Source organism: Sporosarcina sp. QA0331 (genome assembly GCF_055808055.1).
Genome location: NZ_CM147850.1, coordinates 478,916 through 495,509, shown reverse-complemented (window position 1 = coordinate 495,509; position 16,594 = coordinate 478,916). Strand labels below are relative to the sequence as shown.

The following is a 16,594-nucleotide window of genomic DNA, read 5'->3' as shown; positions in this document are numbered from 1 at the left end:
CGATTTATGCGTGATTGACCGGTTTTGCTTATGCTTATGCAGAAAAGAAGGACCAGCCTTCGCACTGATGCGGAAAGACTGGTCCTTTTTTGTTTTAAATTTGGATTGCTGTGAAGCCTACGTTCGTGTCCAGGATGATGATTTCATCTGTGAAATCAATATCTGTGAGCGTGGATGGATCTTCAGCTCCGTTTTTCCCTGTGACTTCAAGGTAGACAAAGGTAGACTCTCCATTCGGCAATGTTACATTGACTTGGGTTTTGCCTGGCTGATGCGCTGAGACAAGACCTTTTGAAACTGTTGCGATTGTGTTATGGACGACTTTGAATTTTGCGTCGATCGTTACATCGCGTTGTGTCACTATACCAGCATGTGTGACGGTTGTTTCAGTAACTTTCAATTGCTTTTGTTCGCCGACTTCCATTTTCATGTTAGTCCGATTAAGTTCATATGTGACGATGTCCGACGGGAGTTCCCAAACAGTGATGAAAGCGTAAATTATGTCTTTAATCTCGCCGTCGTTTTGGTCTTTCACTTCGATACGCAATTGCGAGCTGCCGGCTCTCAAGCCTGTCACAAGGCCCTTTTTCACTGTAGCAACTGAATTGTCAATCACCTTATAGGCGGAGTGCCCCGTAACTTCTCGTTGAGAAATTACATTGCCGTCAGGTGTAACTGTCGTTTCTATTACATGCAGCTGTTCCTGTTGACCTACACTAATATATACGTCTGATAGATTCACAGAGTATATGACTGTGTTTTGCGGTTTTTGTGTAACCGTCAAATAAACGTTAATCGTTTCCTGTCCATCGATCAGGACGCGCACTTGTGTCATGCCCGCTTCTTTTGCTGTAACGAGGCCTTTTTGTACAGTTGCGTGCTTGCCGTTCATCACGTTGTAACGAAGGCTTCCTGTAACATCCCTTTCGACAATGCTGCCATCAGGTTTCAAAGTTCTTTGCGTGACGTACAGCTGCTCTTGTTGACCTTCTTCAAGAGTAAGATTGGTTTTATTTACAGAATATGTGACGATGTCTTTCGCTTTTTCGGTTACTTCCACTACCACTGTTGCTATGAAGTCTTTATGAGTAACTGTGATATCCGTTTTTCCTGGACCTTTTGCTGTAACAAGGCCTTTATTAAGAGTTACGACAGCTTTGTTGGCAGGGACGAATTTCGTGTCTGCCGTGACGTTCTTCTCCACTTTCGTTCCGTCTGGTTTTGTTGTTGTTTCTGTTACTGTCAGCTGTTCTGTTTGGCCTACTTCGAGCGCGAGGTTAGTTTTATTCACGGAATACGTGACAATGTCTGCCGCTTTTTCGGTTACTTCAACTGCTACTGTTGCTGTGAAGTCTTTGTGAGTAACTGTGATATCCGTTTTACCTGGACCTTTTGCTGTAACAAGGCCCTTATTGAGGGATACGATCTTATTGTTGGCAGGGACGAATTTGGCGTTTGCCGTGACGTCCTTTTCCACTTTCGTACCATCTGGTTTTGTTGTTGTTTCTGTTACTGTCAGCTGTTCTGTTTGGCCTACTTCGAGAGTGAGATCAGTTTTATTCACGGAATACGTGACAATGTCAGCCGCTTTCTCAGTTACTTCAACTGCTACTGTTGCTGTGAAGTCTTTGTGAGTAACTGTAATATCCGTTTTTCCTGGACTTTTTGCTGTAACAAGGCCCTTATTGAGGGATACGATCTTATTGTTGGCAGGGACGAATTTGGCGTTTGCCGTGACGTCCTTATCCACTTTCGTACCATCTGGTTTTGTTGTTGTTTCTGTTACTGTCAGCTGTTCTGTTTGGCCTACTTCGAGCGTAAGGTTAGTTTTATTCACGGAATACGTGACAATGTCTGCCGCTTTTTCAGTTACTTCAACTGCCACTGTTGCTGTGAACTTTTTATGAGTAACTGTGATGTTAGTCTTGCCTGGAGCCACTGCTGTGACTAGGCCTTTTTGGACGGTTGCAACCTTTTTATCGCCCGTTTTGAATGTAGAATTGGATGTAACATCCTTTTCCACAATTGTACCATCCGCTTTTATCGTTGTTTCAGTTACTGTTAGCTGTTCATTTTTTTCTGCTTCGAGAGCGATATTGTCCTTATTCACGGAATATGAGACAGTATCCACTGCTTTTTCGGTAACTTCTACTTCCACTGTTGCAGTGAAGTCCTGATAAGTGATAGTGATGTTCGTCTTACCTACTCCAACTGCTTTGACGAGACCTTTATTGACAGTTGCAATAGACTTGTTCGCAGAAGTAAATGTCGCTTGTTTAGTAACATCGTTCTCTGCCGTTGGCGTTATTTCTGTTACAGTCAGTTGTTTAGATTCGCCGATTTCAAGGGCAAGCGATTCGTAGTTGACTTTATACGAAATCTCTTCGTCCACTTCGTCGCCGGCGTTGTAGATGATCGCCTCGGCTTTATTGCCAGCCGCGTCTTCGTATTTCACCTTAACCGAGTTGTTCTTTTTGTTCAGCTCTGGAAGGTCGAATGAGAATTTCCCATCTTGCGCCAACTTGACAGGGCCGGACGCGACGACTTCTTCACCCTCCAATACTTCGTAGGTTGCTTTTAGTTTCGTATTGATATCGTAGCCCAGTCCGTACCATACAAGTTCTTCTTGGTAGGCGATGTAGGCATCGTCGATTTGGCCTGTTGCTGTTGTGCCCTCGATAGCCCCCTCAATCGTACCCGCTGTAGATTTTACAACGACCGGTCCGACATAGTCACCGATGACGCCGGTAGCTGACAATGCTGTGAAGTCGATCGTGTAGAGACCGTCTGGAATTGTCGTTGCGCCCGTACCTCCCCACGGGTTGTATTGTCCTCTAATTGGTAATTGCCATGATCCTGCCGGTAGTGAAGTGCCCGCGTGCAAGTAGCCGATGTAGCCGTCTCCGTACTCGCCGCCTTCAGGATCCATGATATCCCAAAGCTCAATGTAGTTAGTAGCAACGTCGCCCGTAGTCGTGAAATAGAGCATCGCTTCGTCTTTCACGCCGTCGCCGTTGAAGCTCAAGTCTGTTTCCGTAATTTCCATGTCTCTGACTTCAGTTGGAGCTACCCCGCCGAAATCAGCTGCGAACGGCAATGAAGCCGTCGTACTGCCGCCTGTAATATTGATGTAGCCGAGGATTTCATCGCCGGCTTTCGTGTTTGCAGCGGATGCTGTCAATGTGACGTTGAGCAATTGCTCGCCGGATAAGGTGAATGTCGGCTTGTCGATTGTGACTTTCGCGTCACCGAATCCTTTCGTCACTTGCACGGATGCATTGTATGTGCCGCCGTTGCCGTTCTCGTTTTTCACGAGGATCTGCTTAGTGACAGAGATATTGCTTGAAAGGTCTTGTGGACCGAATGTCACAGTCCCTTTTTTGTTTTCGACTTCCTCTCCATCGTTGTTTGCGGAGTCGAGTGCGTATGCCAGGATTTCAGGGTGTGCTGCTTGATATGCTTGTACGCGGCCTGCCCCTTGTGCGAATACGTCGTACTTGCCAGTGTCAAGGACCTTCGCTGTGTTGGAAAGCGCGACTTTTACATCGAAGGCATCCCAATTCGGATTCGCTTGTTTCACTAGCGCCGCGATTCCCGCAATATGTGGTGTAGCCATGGAAGTACCTGTTTTACGCGTAAATGCGGTTTCGTAGGAAGCATCCGGGAAGTCTGCTTTGTACATTGGAATTGTGGACATGATATTCGTTCCAGGTGCGCTGACATCAGGTTTGATGTCGAAGTTCGGAGTGGACGGTCCGCGTGAGCTGGAGTCGTTCACTTCGTCGCCTGTTGTCATTGTCTTATCAAAATTGCCAAACGAGATTGTGCCTTCCGCTTGTGCGAGTGCTGCACGGATTGCGTCTCCATCAGTTTGGGACATGTCGAATGTCGGAATGAATTCGAAGTCGTCTCCAAGGAATGTGCCGGATGCGCCCGGTGCATTTGTTCCACCAGCGAAATTGTGGACGATGATGGCGACTGCGCCGTTATCTTTCGCTGCTGCAATTTTGTCGACGAATGCGATTTGACCGCGTGCAACGAGTGCGACTTTGCCATTCATATCAAGTCCTGTGTAGTCGGCTGCTGCACCGATGCCAGGGACTGCGACGAGGCTATATTCGCCGTTAAGTTGCGTAGCGAGGTTAGCGCCGTATGTTGTACCCATTAGATTCAATGTTTTTGATAGGCTATAGCTGCCGGCGTTGATGTTGATGTCGCCGAAGTAGTGAGCTTCAGGGTTTGTCGTGTTCCCGACTGCGATACCTAGACGGGCTGTGCCTGGTGTGCCCATCGTTCCGCGGTTCGGACCGGAGTTTCCTGTAGCAATGACAGAGATTGTGCCAGCGAGCATAGCGTTGTTGATGGCGAAGGAACCACTGTCTGTTTCAGTGTTAGAGCCACCACCGAGCGATAGGTTGATGACATCCATTCCTTCGATGACTGCTGTATCAATCGCTTTGATAATACCGGATGTAGACCCGCTGCCATATGCGCCAAGTACACGGTATGCGTAAAGGTCAACTTTTGGTGCGATCCCTTTAATACCGTATTTGTTGTTGCCGATTGCGGCAATTGTTCCTGCGACGTGCGTGCCGTGGGATGTGTAGAAGGCTCTTCCGTCTGCGTCGAATTCAGGACGGTGGGACGGACGATCCAATGGTGATGTCTCGGAAGCGTCGTCGTCAGCACGAGGGCGGGTATAGTCGTTGCCATTGTGCAGGACGAAGTTTTTGCCGCCTTTGTAGATGCCTTGGAAGTCAGGGTGGTCGGCATCGATTCCTGTGTCGAGGACAGCGACTTTGATGCCTTGTCCTTCATAGCCTTCTGCCCAGAGCGCTTCGATTCCGAGGAAGCCGATGCTTGTATCCATAGCAGGTCCGACTTGTCCACCTTTCTCTTTCTCTTCAAGTTTTGATTCTGAAGGGGCTGGTATTTTCAAACCGTTAGCTTTAGAGAGGCTTTTCGAATTACCGTTGTCGAGGGCGTATACGATTGTGTCCGGTTCAACGAGTGTGACTCCTTGAACATTTAGGAGTTTTGGAAGATCGTCCGCTCTGACTGTACCTGACATACCGTTTAGGACAGTGTCATATGTGAAGCCTTCGGTGAATTGGATGCCTTTGGCGACCATTTCCTTTTTCACGTTGATCTGTTGGTTACGTACTTTTTGTTTTACTAGTTGTGCTTCATTTTTGGAAAGTGTTCGTCCTTTTAATCCGTTAAGACCCATTTGGAGTCCTACTGATTTTTCGGATAAGTGGATGATGACTGGGACTTGCTGGTTTCCTTTGATGTTTTGAAGTTGTTCATGCAGTTTCGTTTCTCCGCCGAGTAGATTCAGCTGTTCAGCGATAGCCGCTTTTTGCTGCATGACTTTTTCATCTGAGAGGTTTTCTTTGAAGGTTTTTGTTGCTTTTGTTGCCGATGTTACTGCTGCGCCAGTCGGGTCCGAGCTTGCGGAAACCGAGAACGGCGTAAGCATGGAAAGCACTAAGACGAGCGCAAGGAACGTACTTAGTAGCTTTGCAAAAGAATGATTCTTCAAAATACCTTTTCCCCCTTTATGATTGATAGATTGGTGCCAATACAAGATAGTATTGGTAGGAAACATTTAGAATAGCTGTTTTTGTCGAAGGTACAGATTGTCCAGAAATATTACACGAAGGTAGTAGAGATTCTTATTTCTTATGGCACGAAGGTGCCATAAGTTCCTCAAATATGGCGGGAAACGATATTCCTATGAGACATAAAACAATAGTGTCTGTCATTAAAAAGATGGGGATTGTGGATGCCAAATATGAGATTTGTAGAATTCAGGTGAATTTCAGAGCGGTTATGCGTGAATTTCTGGAGTTATGCGTTTTTGACGGCGTTTATGCGTGTGTAGATGGAGTTATGCGTGATTAATAGGTTTTATGCGTATTTGTTGCGGATTATGCGTGTTTCGCGGTGGTTATGCGTGATTGTAGGAAAAGCTTGTCGCGCTGAATGGTTTTGACAAATTAATGGTTCGATTTATTGGGAGTTCTCATTAGTAGAGTGTAAGTTTTCGTTTATTGTTAAATTCAGGTTTGATTCAGAGATGTGGGTCGCGGAGGAAATTCTGGGTGATGTGGTTGTCGGGTTCGTATGACTTGAAGCTGTAGCCTTCTTGTTGCAGCCAGTCGATTATTTTTGGAAGGGCGATTGTTGTTTGGCTGCGGTCATGCAAGAGGACGATGATTTCCTTGTCGCCGGATTTTGCCGCTTTCGCGACGCCATCTTGGACGTTTTTCACAATTTGGTCTGATTGCTTGTCGGTGTAACGCCAGTCGTTGGAGTCGACGTCCCAATCCCACATTTTAAGTCCGCGGTCCACGAGGCTTTTTTGCATGCTCGGCGTGACGAGCGGTTTGCTTCCATATGGGACACGTACGAGATTGGAAGTCTTCCCTGTCAGTTGTTCGACGAGTTCCACACCGCCCATCATTTCTGCAATGAATGATTCGGTCGATCCGTAAACATACGCCTTGTTGTGGGTCATGCTATGCGAACCGACGTAATGGCCGCTTTCCGAAACGGTTTTGACGATTGCCTCATTCTGCTTCATTTGGTTGCCTAAGAAGAAAAAGGTGGCAGGCACTTTGTATTTTTCAAGCGTCGCGTTATTGATCAACGTAAATTGATTCGGACCGTCATCGAACGTCAAGTAGACGTTCGCTTTATTGGTCGTCGATACTGGCTGCTGTTCCACTGAATATGCTTTAATCACTTCCTCGAAATCCTTATGGCTCATATGATTGAACTCCTCGCGATAAATGCGGATCGTATGGTGGTCTTGAAAATATTCGAATTGGAACCCGGTTTCGCGAGCGATATATTTTACGCTAATGAAGAGCTGACCGTTAATGGAGGCGAGAGGTTGCCACGGCTGATCCACCCCGTCCAATGTCGTTGCTCCTGTTGAATGATTGTATACAATTTCTTTCCCGCGCTTGCGGATCGTCGTCTCCCCATCTTTCACTTCGATAGACAAGTAAAGATATTTTGCGATGTCTTCGAGCGGCACTTTCGTGTCACCGTCAACGACACGGATATCCTCAATTGGCAAAATACGATCGTGGAGTCCGACAGACCGTTTTCCCTTTTCGCTTGCGGCTTCGACGTTCCCCACTCCTGTGAATAAAATACAAATGATTGCGATACACCATGCCCAAGTCCATTTCTTCATTCGCTCTCCCCCGTCTCCTTTCGAAATGATCCGATTTCTTCACTATATTGAAAGAGGGACAGGTCTAGAAGTGGAATTTGCAACGGTGCGCGGGAATTTGTAATTTCCCAATACTAACTGTCGCGCCAATTGCGTTTGGCAAACTAATGGAACCGCCTGTTGAATCGTACGAAACGCCTGAAGGAGACATCGAACCGCCTGAAAACTAACAATGGAAACGACAAAAAACCGCCACTTGGGCGGTTTTTGAGTTCGTGATTATTCTACAAAGCCGTATTTCACATAATTTTTCCAGCCGAATGCTCTCCAGTCGCTTCTTGATGGGAATTCGAGTGGGAATGGAAGAAAGACATTCGATTGGATATTGTATTCGTCGATGTTGCGGCTATGAATTACGACGTCTCCGGTAGTGAGTCCTTCTGTCACGACAGCTCGGTTGTTCGTAATGAATGGAACAGTGACGGCCGTTTTTGCGGTGCGGCCTTTTTCGTCAAGCTTCCATGCAATGGCGCTATCTTTCACGTACGTATCAAGCCAGTCAAGTTTTACTGCGACTGCGTCTGCTTCATTCACGATGATTGTTGCGTTCACATTCGCACCGAATGGCAAGTTAACTAGCTCTTCAGCAGGCATAATGGTGAGTTCATACAGGTCGAGCGAGTTTTCCCGTTCTTTCGGATCGAGCTTATCGTACGCTTCGCGCCATCTGCTATCTGTTGCTGGCACTTCGGATATGGAGTGGACCGTGCCTTCAATGGCCGTTTCCAAATGATTTTGCTGGATTTGGACCGGATCGCCCGCTTCGACTTTCTGCCATTCGTCGAGTTGGACGTATGTCGTGACAAGTTTGGTGTCGCTGTAAATATCGGCGGCGAGCGTGAAGCCGTGCTTGTCCACTTTCGAAACGGTTCCATCGACTGGGCTGATGAGTGCCGGACGGGTCGCGTCTTGGTTAAGCTGCGTTTGAACGACGGCAAGTTTCCGATCGATTTCCGACAGTTCGCGTTCTGCCTCAGCGATTGCTTGGGCGAAGGCGCCGTCTTGGTGGACATCGACTTGGACGTCGACATTCAATTCGACTTCGGAGTCTCCAGGCGTTTCGGTCGTATTGACGTGAGACGAGTTATTTTGGGCGCTTCGCCGGTCTGATTCAAGGGTGGCAATTGTTGATTCAATTGCATCCCGTTGTTCAAGGAGACCTTCCTCTTCCGCCTCCCATGCCGCGAGTTGGCTCTCTGCGCGTTCGGTCTGCAGCAACGCGATTTCATCCCCGACTTGAACCGGGTCTCCTTCTTTGACGAGCCATGTATCGATGACTTCATCGTCGCCGACATAGACGGTGTAAATGTCTTCCGGTGTAATGAGTCCCTCTTTCATTACTTCGTCCACATAATGTCCAGGAGTCATGCGCTCGTGGTGCTGGACATACAATGTTTTTGGGACGGTGCTTTTCTTTGAAAAAAGCAGATGGACGTTGACGGCGATGAACAGGCTGACGATGACGGCGACGGTAATGCTTAATCTTTTATTCATCTAGAAGCCACCTCCGAAAAGTGAATTGAGGATGGAATCGAACGGAATGAAGGCGACAGCGGCCGTAATGAGGGCCAGTGCGACATGCAAGCCGATCAAAATCCATAGTTGCTCCTTCCATCTTCCGTCAACGAGAAAGCCACGGATGAACCGGTATTGCAAAGTTATGATCAGCGCGCTTGTGATTGTCAATTGGTTCATGAAAAGAATCAAATACCAATTTTCCATGACCGTGACGGCGAGCGGGCCGAATGATAGAAATGAAAGACTGACGGTAACACCTTTCATTGCAAAGACGATGAAAAGGACCGCCTTTTCCATAAGCAGGACGCCTGTGACGAGCACTTGCAGCGGGACCAGCTTCTGGTATGGGATTTTCGTTAGAGTCGAGAGGAGTAAGGCGACTCCGAAAATATGAAACGCTATGTATAGGATTGACCATATAAACGTGCCTGCAAGTGAAGCGTATCTTGCGATTATGTAGTCCGTCGTTGTCATTGTCGTCATCAATGACGTGAGTGCTTCCGTACCCATGCCCCAAATTTCTCGGATTGCAAAAAGTAAGATGCCGGCTAGGAAAACGATGAACAGCCGTTTGTTGAAGTGCCGCATCGTTCCGGTTTGCAGCTGGGACGCAAGCTCATAAGGCCTCGTCAAAAAGTGCCAAAATCGGTAGTCGAAAAACAAGCGCGACCATCCTTTCTGCGAATATATTTTGATGCTGTATACATAACTGTATCAAATCTCGTGAAATTTTCAATTTTTAGTAGACATATTATGTATGTTTTTTGGAGATTTTGGCCAGTCTAGGTAGAAATTCATTCCCCCAAACGCCTCATTTCCCGGGAAATCGACAAAGGAGCGGATTTTGATGGATCAAGACGATAAACACCGATTTACTGTGCAGGATTTTTTATTCGGATTGACCGGTTCTACTGTTTTCGTCATTGCGTTGCACTTTTTCACGAATTGAATGAACCAAGTTAGCAAGCTTTATATACCCTATCAATCTCATAGATTAACCCAATTTGAAGGCAAAATTAAAAACACTTATCGTTTGTCTGGACGATAAGTGTTTTTTCATGAGTTGTTTTTCAATTTTATTGCAGTCCTTCCGTCAGTTGAGTGAATAAGGAGCGGTTGTTTGTTTCGAGTGCGTAGTCGATCATACGTGTGCGGTTTTCGGATTCGATTTCTTTCATCAGCTCCTCTGCTTCCTTAATGACGACTTCGGGTATTTCCAGTTGCAAATTCAATGTCCCTTCGAGAATTGACGATAGATGTAGGTGAAGATCCGAGATGAGAAGCAGCTGGTAAAGCGGCAGGCGGATGAATCGGCTGCCCCGTTGGAAGACGAACACTTCGCCAAGGTTTTCGACTTGCAGGCTCTTCACATTGACGACGATCTCTTTTCCTTCAGAGGGGACAAATTGGTATACTTCACCGCCTTTTAGTATCGAAAAATATTGGTAGGCGAACACGAGACGTAGACGGAAATCCTCTTGGCTAGTGAAAAAAGGCGTCATACGCTGAACTGATAGCATTTTCATCCCTCCATCATTGAATATTCCGATTATTATCATTCTATCATAGTTCACAATGTTTTGTGAATGATTTGTTTTCTATACTATTCAACGTCCATTCAATTGATGATTCCACTTGTTTGAAATGATATCATTTACGATTACGGCGTAGAAGCCTTATAATAAAAGGAATGCTTTAGTTTAGGGAGTGAGCCGATGCACATGTCAATGGAACGATTTTCGTATTTGCATGAGCGTGAAATAGATGAATGGATGGATCGGATCAAGCATTCGTTCCGGCCAGATGTACAGGAAGAGTCCGAGCAAATCCGGAAGGCGGTTTCGTTAGTCCGAAAAGATGCGTTTCTTGACTTCCGTTTTTTGCAGGGCGTGAATACCCTTATTGCGACATTGGGTGATGAAGGCGAGCAAACAGTGAAGCTTGCCCCTTCTGTATCGTTCAAGGAATGTACATGCAGCAACGACGATTGGTGCGTTCATAAGATTGCGACCGTCTTCCGACTCTATTCACAGTTTCATTCATTGACGGAATGGCTGCATGATTGGCAACGGCGAGAGACGGAACAGATGGCGCTGTCCGTTTCGGAACGGACGCCCGAAGTTTGGAATGAAGTGTTGTACAGGCTGACGAAGCCGCTTCGGCAAATAGGGCCCGGTGACAATCCGAATGTTTTCATCCATGAAAGCTCGTTGATGGACCAAAAAGTGATTCCGCTATCCCCTTTCGAATGGGAGTGGAAGCCGCTATTCGAATTGTTTTACCGTCTGCATCTTTTGGAAGCGGGCTGGTCGTTTGCGCGCGAACATCTCGAGGAGGCAAACCATTTCACATACCGCCAATGGCAAGTGAAAATGTGGCTCAATGAACAGATCGAGAAGTTGCGCGATATTGGCAAATCGCTCGTCAAGAAGCCGAGGCTGTTCGAGACGGACGCGTTTTACACGGCGCTGAAAACACAAGTCCGCAAATTCGCTTTACGCAATGAGGGGCTTTTTGAAGTCCGCCTTGAAATATATGCGATCATGTGGGAGTTCCTGTACAAAGACCAAGCTTCACAAGAGAAGGAGCTTGCCAATCTTCTTGAAGATGATTCGGTCGATGCATCCTTTTTCGCCGCTTATTTCAATTTGACGAAAGGCGATGAGGAGTCGTTAGCGAAAATTGCGGAACGCGCGGGCGGAGAGCTTGTCGGACATTGGCTTCCATTAGCGGACCTTGCTGCCGAGATGGAGGATGCCGGTTCCCTTTCAGTGATCATGGATACGATCTATCCACATATCGGCGCGTTTTTTGAACGTATGACGCTTTCGACCGACCGGTATCATTTCATCCGGAAAATCGATGGATTGCTTGAAGAAGCGGACTTTCCGGAAAAGCGGCGTGAAGAGCTTTTCATGATCTACGGGGAAGATGGCGTCAGCGCGTTCGGCGATTTCCTCATCGAGCGTGAGCGTTTTGCCGAATGGGCGGCGCTCATGCACCGGTTCAATATTCCGTATGACGGGCTCGAACCGGATACGTTGAAGTTCGTCCTCGCGAATGACCCGGCTTCCGTCATGCCGTTACTTCATACGTACGCGATGCGGTTCATTCAGGAAAAGAACAGGCATAGTTACCGCCGCGCCGTCCGTTTGTTCAAAAATATGAAGGCTGGCGCGAAAAAGAGCGGCAAGGCGGATTTCTGGAACCGGTACATTGACACGGTGCGTGAGCAGTACAGACGGCTGCGCGCCTTGTCGGAAGAAATGGAAAAGGGGAATTTGAATTTATGACAAAAATGGATACGTTGAATCTCCTTTTCCGATTATCGATCGACCGGGGCGAAGGAGGACGGTATACGGTTACCGCGACAGATTCGTCCGGGCGAGCGGTTCTTCCGGACAGGCTCTCTTCATTCTTGTTCTTCAATAATGAGCAGGCTTTGTACGGGCTGTTGCCAGTTACGGATGAAAAGGCCGTCCATTTGAATACGAATGAGTTTCTCCAAGTGTTTGCGGGCAAGACGCATCCTTTCGCAACGTTTTCGGGACAGACAACAAATGATGAGGCGCATTTATCAGCGTTGCGGGAAGCTGCACGTTTATGGACTGAACCCGATTTCTGGCAGCATGCGGAGCTGGACGCAGGGATGATCCGATTCGACGAGGAGAAAATCGGGATTTCTGCCCTTTCTTCGATGATTTTGCATGATGCGATTCGCGAAAAAATCGAAGCTTCGGCCATGAAGCTCGATCAGTTGCCGGCGTTGCTTCCACATTTGCGCAAGTTCGGGTGGCCGGGTGATTCGGTTTCGACGATGCCTGTCCGGGTCGCTTTCCGTCTGACGGAGCCGGATACCGACGCCGATACGGAGTGGCTGCTTGAGACGGTCGTCGTCAGTGAACGCGGGACGCATTGGACGCCTGCTGTCCGGAAATTGAATGCAGAAATCGGTGATGCGCTGCCCGCGAAATGGAAAGAGTACGCTGATGAAATCCGGGAGAAACAGTCCGAGATGGCTTCCTTCCTCCGTTCGGTCGAGGCTGAACCTGGGAACCGGTTTTTGTCGATGTCGATGACGGATCCGGAAGTGCGCATATTCATTCAGGAAGATCTGCCCGTGTTCCAGTCATTCGGCTATCCTGTCATTTTGCCGGCATGGCTGAAGTCGGTGACGGAGTCGAGGATGCGCGTTCGGACGAGTGCGAGTGTGCAGTCATATCGTTCTGCCGCGGGTCTCGATGAAGTCCTTTCGTTCGATTGGAACTTTTCGCTTGCCGGGAAGGAAATCGATCAGGATATGTTCCGTAAGCTCGTCGATGAGAATCGTGAGTATATCCGGTCCGGCGATGAGTGGTTCCATATCGACCCGCTATGGCTGAAGCGGATCCGCGAGCTGATGGAGCAGGCGGATGCGGGCGAGTGGACGGTCAAGGATTTGCTGTTCCAAGAGATTCCTGAAGAAATCATCCCAATTGAGGAGGATGATAGTTCCGATGATCCCCTTCTCGCGTTTTCGATGCAGCAGTCGTTGCGCGATTATGTCGAGATGGTTTCGAATAAACATGGCCTTCCGTATGCAGGAATTCCTGTTGGATTGAAGGCGGAACTTCGACCGTATCAGATCGACGGGTATAACTGGCTTGTCTTCATGCGCGAGCATCAATTCGGTGCTGTTTTGGCGGATGATATGGGGCTCGGGAAGACGGTGCAGCTCATTTCTTATTTATTGAATGTGCATGCGCGCCCTGAGACGGATTCCCCTTCGCTCATCATTTGCCCGACGAGCGTGCTCGGCAACTGGCAGAAGGAGCTCGAACGTTTTGCACCTTCGCTTGCTGTGCATACGCATTACGGTCCATCGCGGGCTCGCGAGGAAGAATTCGACGAGCTTTTGGAAAGCCGCAAGCCGGATGTCATTTTGACGACGTACGGAACTGCGACGCAGGATGACGAGACGCTTAGCCGGACTGTTTTTGCGAGCATCACGCTCGATGAGGCGCAAAATATAAAGAATATGCAGACGAAGCAGTCCCGGGCGATTCGTAAATTGCACGGCGACCATCAAATCGCTTTGACGGGTACGCCGATTGAGAACCGGCTATCTGAGCTATGGGCGATTTTCGATTTCATCCATAAAGGGTATTTCGGAATCTTCCGGACGTTCACTGAGCAATTTATCGTACCGATCGAACGCGATGATTCGGAGCTTGAAAAGCGCAAATTGCGGGCAAAAATCCGACCGTTCTTGCTGCGCCGGACGAAGAACGATCCTGATTTGCAGTTGAACTTGCCGAAGAAGCTCGAACAGAATGAGTATTGTCCGTTGACGACGGAACAGGCGGCGCTCTATGAAAGTTTCATCGAGGATACGAAGTTCAAGCTGGAGACGTTGACCGGCTTTGAGAGGAAAGGGCTCATTTTGAAAATGTTGAGCCGTTTGAAGCAGCTTTGCAATCATCCGTCTCTGTTTTTGAAAGAACCACATGCGCCTGCAGATCAGATGCTGGAGCGTTCTGTGAAGTTGAACCGGATTGTGTCGATGGCGGCGGATATCGCGTCAAATGGTGAGCAATGTTTGATTTTCACACAGTATATCGGGATGGGCCAATTGATCCGTCAATGTTTGAGCGAGTTGTACGATATCGATGTGCCGTTCCTGTCGGGCAGCATGCCGAAGGGGCAGCGCGATCATTTGGTCGAGGCATTCCAGACTGGTGAATTCCCGATTTTCATCTTATCGTTGAAAGCTGGCGGTACCGGGTTGAATTTGACGGCGGCGAATCATGTGCTGCACGCGGATCGCTGGTGGAATCCGGCAGTTGAGAATCAGGCGACGGACCGGGCATACCGGATTGGACAGACAAAGTTCGTGCATGTCCATAAGTTCGTGACAGTCGGGACGATTGAAGAGAAAATCGATAAGATGCTTGTCGAGAAGGCGGCTCTTTCCGCAGATTTGATCCAGTCGAGTCAATGGCTGACAGAGTTGTCGGATACGGAATTGGATGACCTTCTTTCATTTGAAAGATAATTGAGCGACCTCGGTTCTATTTGGAACCGGGGTTTTTCACATCCGATGAACGGGGCGCCGCATATGTATTGGGATGATTTTTCTTGCGCGCTCTTTTTCCTCCAACTCTTTGATCCGCTCATTCATGCTGGCGATGATGCGGATGAGTTGTCCGACTTGCAGTTCCATGCGGATAAGCTGTTGTTCACATTGTTCGTATTGTTCCATGCACTTCCCGTTGCCAAAACCTTATAAAACACTATAAAGCCTGTTTGATTCTTGCTTCATCCTGCCCGATTTTGCCGAAGCTACTTTCGTTTGGTCTAACAGTCCACAAGCGTAAATTCGGGTACAACGGACCCTACACATTAACAGTGTCTTGTTGGTGACTAAACTGTTAATCCTTCGTAGCTTGCCAAATTTAACGATGCATTTCTATCCCGATCCAACTTCAATCCACATTCACATGAAAACACACGATCAGACAGTTTAAGGTCCTTTTTAATCGTTCCACATGATGAACACTTTTTGGAAGACGGGTAAAAACGATCCGCTTTAGTGAATCCAATTCCATATTTTTCGCACTTATATTCCATTTGGCGAATGAACTCATGGAATTTCTGGTTTCCAATTGCTTTTGAAAGATGACGGTTTTTTATCATACCGCTTACATTCAAATCTTCCATCACAACGTCGCTTGGTTTGGTTTTCACGATAGCGTTCGTCGCCTGGTGGATATGATTGTTTCGGATATTGGATAATCGCCTGTGTAGGTGTTGTATCTGCTTTTCAAGTTTTATAATGTTGCTCGTTTTGACGAAACGGTCTCCCTCCTTATTCATTTCATATTTGCGCGATACGCTTCGTTGCAACCTACGCAAGCGTTTCCCGGTCTTTCTTATTTCTTCCGTTTTATTGATATTCTTGAATACTTGGCCATTGGAACAAACTGCCAACTCTTTAATCCCTAAATCAATTCCGATGATTTCATCTGTTAGTTCATGCAGTTCAAATTCCTGTTCAATCCCTACGGAAATATACCAATATTTATTGTCAAAGCTAATTCTCGGATTGGTGTATGCAACCCCCATTGGAATCTGTTCACTAGTTTTGATCCAACCCACTTTTTCGATCAACACAAGATTCTTTTTCACCTTCAATTTAGCAGTATCATTATAAAATGATGGTTTGGATTTCTTCCGATTTTTATACTTTGGAAACTTTGCCTTTCCTTTTAAAAAACGTTGATAGGCATTGCAAGCATCCTTTATCGCTTGTTTGGTAACATTGTTTGAAACCTCATATAACCAATTAAATGCTTCTGTTTGCTTCAATTCCGTCAGTTCTTTTCGTAAAATGATATTGGGAATAAACTTGTTTCCCTGCTCGAAGTTTTCCTGTTGTCTATTTAACGCCCAATTATACGCCCATCTGGCAGTACCTACAGACTTCCATAACTGTTCTTCCTGTTCTCTAGTCGGTCGGAGTCTGATTTTCTTCGCTAGAATCATTTTCTAACAACTCCTTGATCATCTTCTTGGCTTTGTTTGTCTTTCCAAATCATCTTTTTGTTTCTGCGAACAAACCCTGCAATAACCTATTACCACTTTATTCAGTTGTCTTTCATCTTTGATGCCTAAGAAGTGATGGAGTTGTCCTTGGGAGTAATATCGGTAACCGCTTTCTGTAACATGATGTGGCTTGAAAACCCCTCGCTTCTCCCAATTTCGTAATGTCTGACGCGTTTTCCCAATCAATTCAGCAAATTCGCCTATTGAAAAATACTTCATTCACTACTACCTCTAATTTCATCA

General features: G+C 47.1%; 9 protein-coding genes and 1 pseudogene. 2 read left to right on the top strand and 8 right to left on the bottom strand.

The window, feature by feature from the left end; all coding sequences use genetic code 11:
- Positions 1–94 precede the first annotated feature (94 nt).
- The 5 genes from AC0L13_RS02550 to AC0L13_RS02530 form a co-directional block, all read right to left on the bottom strand.
- Positions 95–5,545, bottom strand: a complete 5,451-nt coding sequence (locus AC0L13_RS02550) for a S8 family serine peptidase (RefSeq protein WP_473643633.1) — start codon at positions 5,543–5,545, stop codon at positions 95–97.
- A gap of 531 nt (positions 5,546–6,076) precedes the next feature.
- The gene (locus AC0L13_RS02545) at positions 6,077–7,210 is read right to left on the bottom strand and encodes a polysaccharide deacetylase family protein (RefSeq protein ID WP_473643631.1); all 1,134 of its coding nucleotides are present in this window, start codon (positions 7,208–7,210) and stop codon (positions 6,077–6,079) included.
- A gap of 258 nt (positions 7,211–7,468) precedes the next feature.
- Positions 7,469–8,743 carry a permuted SH3 domain-containing protein gene (locus AC0L13_RS02540; RefSeq protein ID WP_473643629.1) on the bottom strand — a complete coding sequence of 425 codons (1,275 nt, stop codon included), beginning with the start codon at positions 8,741–8,743 and terminating at the stop codon, positions 7,469–7,471.
- Positions 8,744–9,430 carry a hypothetical protein gene (locus AC0L13_RS02535; protein ID WP_473643627.1) on the bottom strand — a complete coding sequence of 229 codons (687 nt, stop codon included), beginning with the start codon at positions 9,428–9,430 and terminating at the stop codon, positions 8,744–8,746.
- Positions 9,431–9,843: 413 nt separating this feature from the next.
- On the bottom strand, positions 9,844–10,287 hold the full coding sequence (locus tag AC0L13_RS02530; RefSeq protein ID WP_440498203.1) for a transcriptional regulator: 444 nt from the start codon (positions 10,285–10,287) through the stop codon (positions 9,844–9,846).
- A gap of 195 nt (positions 10,288–10,482) precedes the next feature.
- Here AC0L13_RS02530 and AC0L13_RS02525 point away from each other — a divergent pair, with 195 nt between their 5' ends.
- On the top strand, positions 10,483–12,060 hold the full coding sequence (locus AC0L13_RS02525; protein ID WP_473643624.1) for a hypothetical protein: 1,578 nt from the start codon (positions 10,483–10,485) through the stop codon (positions 12,058–12,060).
- On the top strand, positions 12,057–14,801 hold the full coding sequence (locus AC0L13_RS02520; RefSeq protein WP_473643621.1) for a DEAD/DEAH box helicase: 2,745 nt from the start codon (positions 12,057–12,059) through the stop codon (positions 14,799–14,801). Before AC0L13_RS02525 ends, AC0L13_RS02520 begins: the two co-directional genes overlap by 4 nt.
- 36 nt (positions 14,802–14,837) lie before the next feature.
- On the opposite strand, the gene AC0L13_RS02515 is transcribed toward AC0L13_RS02520, so the two are convergent.
- From AC0L13_RS02515 to AC0L13_RS02505, 3 genes and pseudogenes are all read right to left on the bottom strand, one after another.
- A complete protein-coding gene (locus tag AC0L13_RS02515) occupies positions 14,838–15,008 on the bottom strand; it encodes a hypothetical protein (protein WP_473643618.1) in 171 nt (56 codons plus the stop codon).
- Between the two features lie 161 nt (positions 15,009–15,169).
- A complete protein-coding gene (locus AC0L13_RS02510) occupies positions 15,170–16,291 on the bottom strand; it encodes an RNA-guided endonuclease InsQ/TnpB family protein (protein WP_473643615.1) in 1,122 nt (373 codons plus the stop codon).
- 36 nt (positions 16,292–16,327) lie between these two features.
- A pseudogene (locus tag AC0L13_RS02505) lies at positions 16,328–16,570 on the bottom strand (MerR family DNA-binding transcriptional regulator); the annotation flags it as partial.
- Positions 16,571–16,594 lie beyond the last annotated feature (24 nt).

Excerpts from the sequence above, each read along its gene's own strand:
- AC0L13_RS02525 (WP_473643624.1), top strand. The coding sequence starts at position 10,483 with ATGCACATGTCAATGGAACGATTTTCGTATTTGCATGAGCGTGAAATA.
- AC0L13_RS02510 (WP_473643615.1), bottom strand. The coding sequence starts at position 16,291 with ATGATTCTAGCGAAGAAAATCAGACTCCGACCGACTAGAGAACAGGAA.
- AC0L13_RS02515 (WP_473643618.1), bottom strand. The coding sequence starts at position 15,008 with ATGGAACAATACGAACAATGTGAACAACAGCTTATCCGCATGGAACTG.
- AC0L13_RS02545 (WP_473643631.1), bottom strand. The coding sequence starts at position 7,210 with ATGAAGAAATGGACTTGGGCATGGTGTATCGCAATCATTTGTATTTTA.
- AC0L13_RS02540 (WP_473643629.1), bottom strand. The coding sequence starts at position 8,743 with ATGAATAAAAGATTAAGCATTACCGTCGCCGTCATCGTCAGCCTGTTC.
- AC0L13_RS02520 (WP_473643621.1), top strand. The coding sequence starts at position 12,057 with ATGACAAAAATGGATACGTTGAATCTCCTTTTCCGATTATCGATCGAC.
- AC0L13_RS02530 (WP_440498203.1), bottom strand. The coding sequence starts at position 10,287 with ATGCTATCAGTTCAGCGTATGACGCCTTTTTTCACTAGCCAAGAGGAT.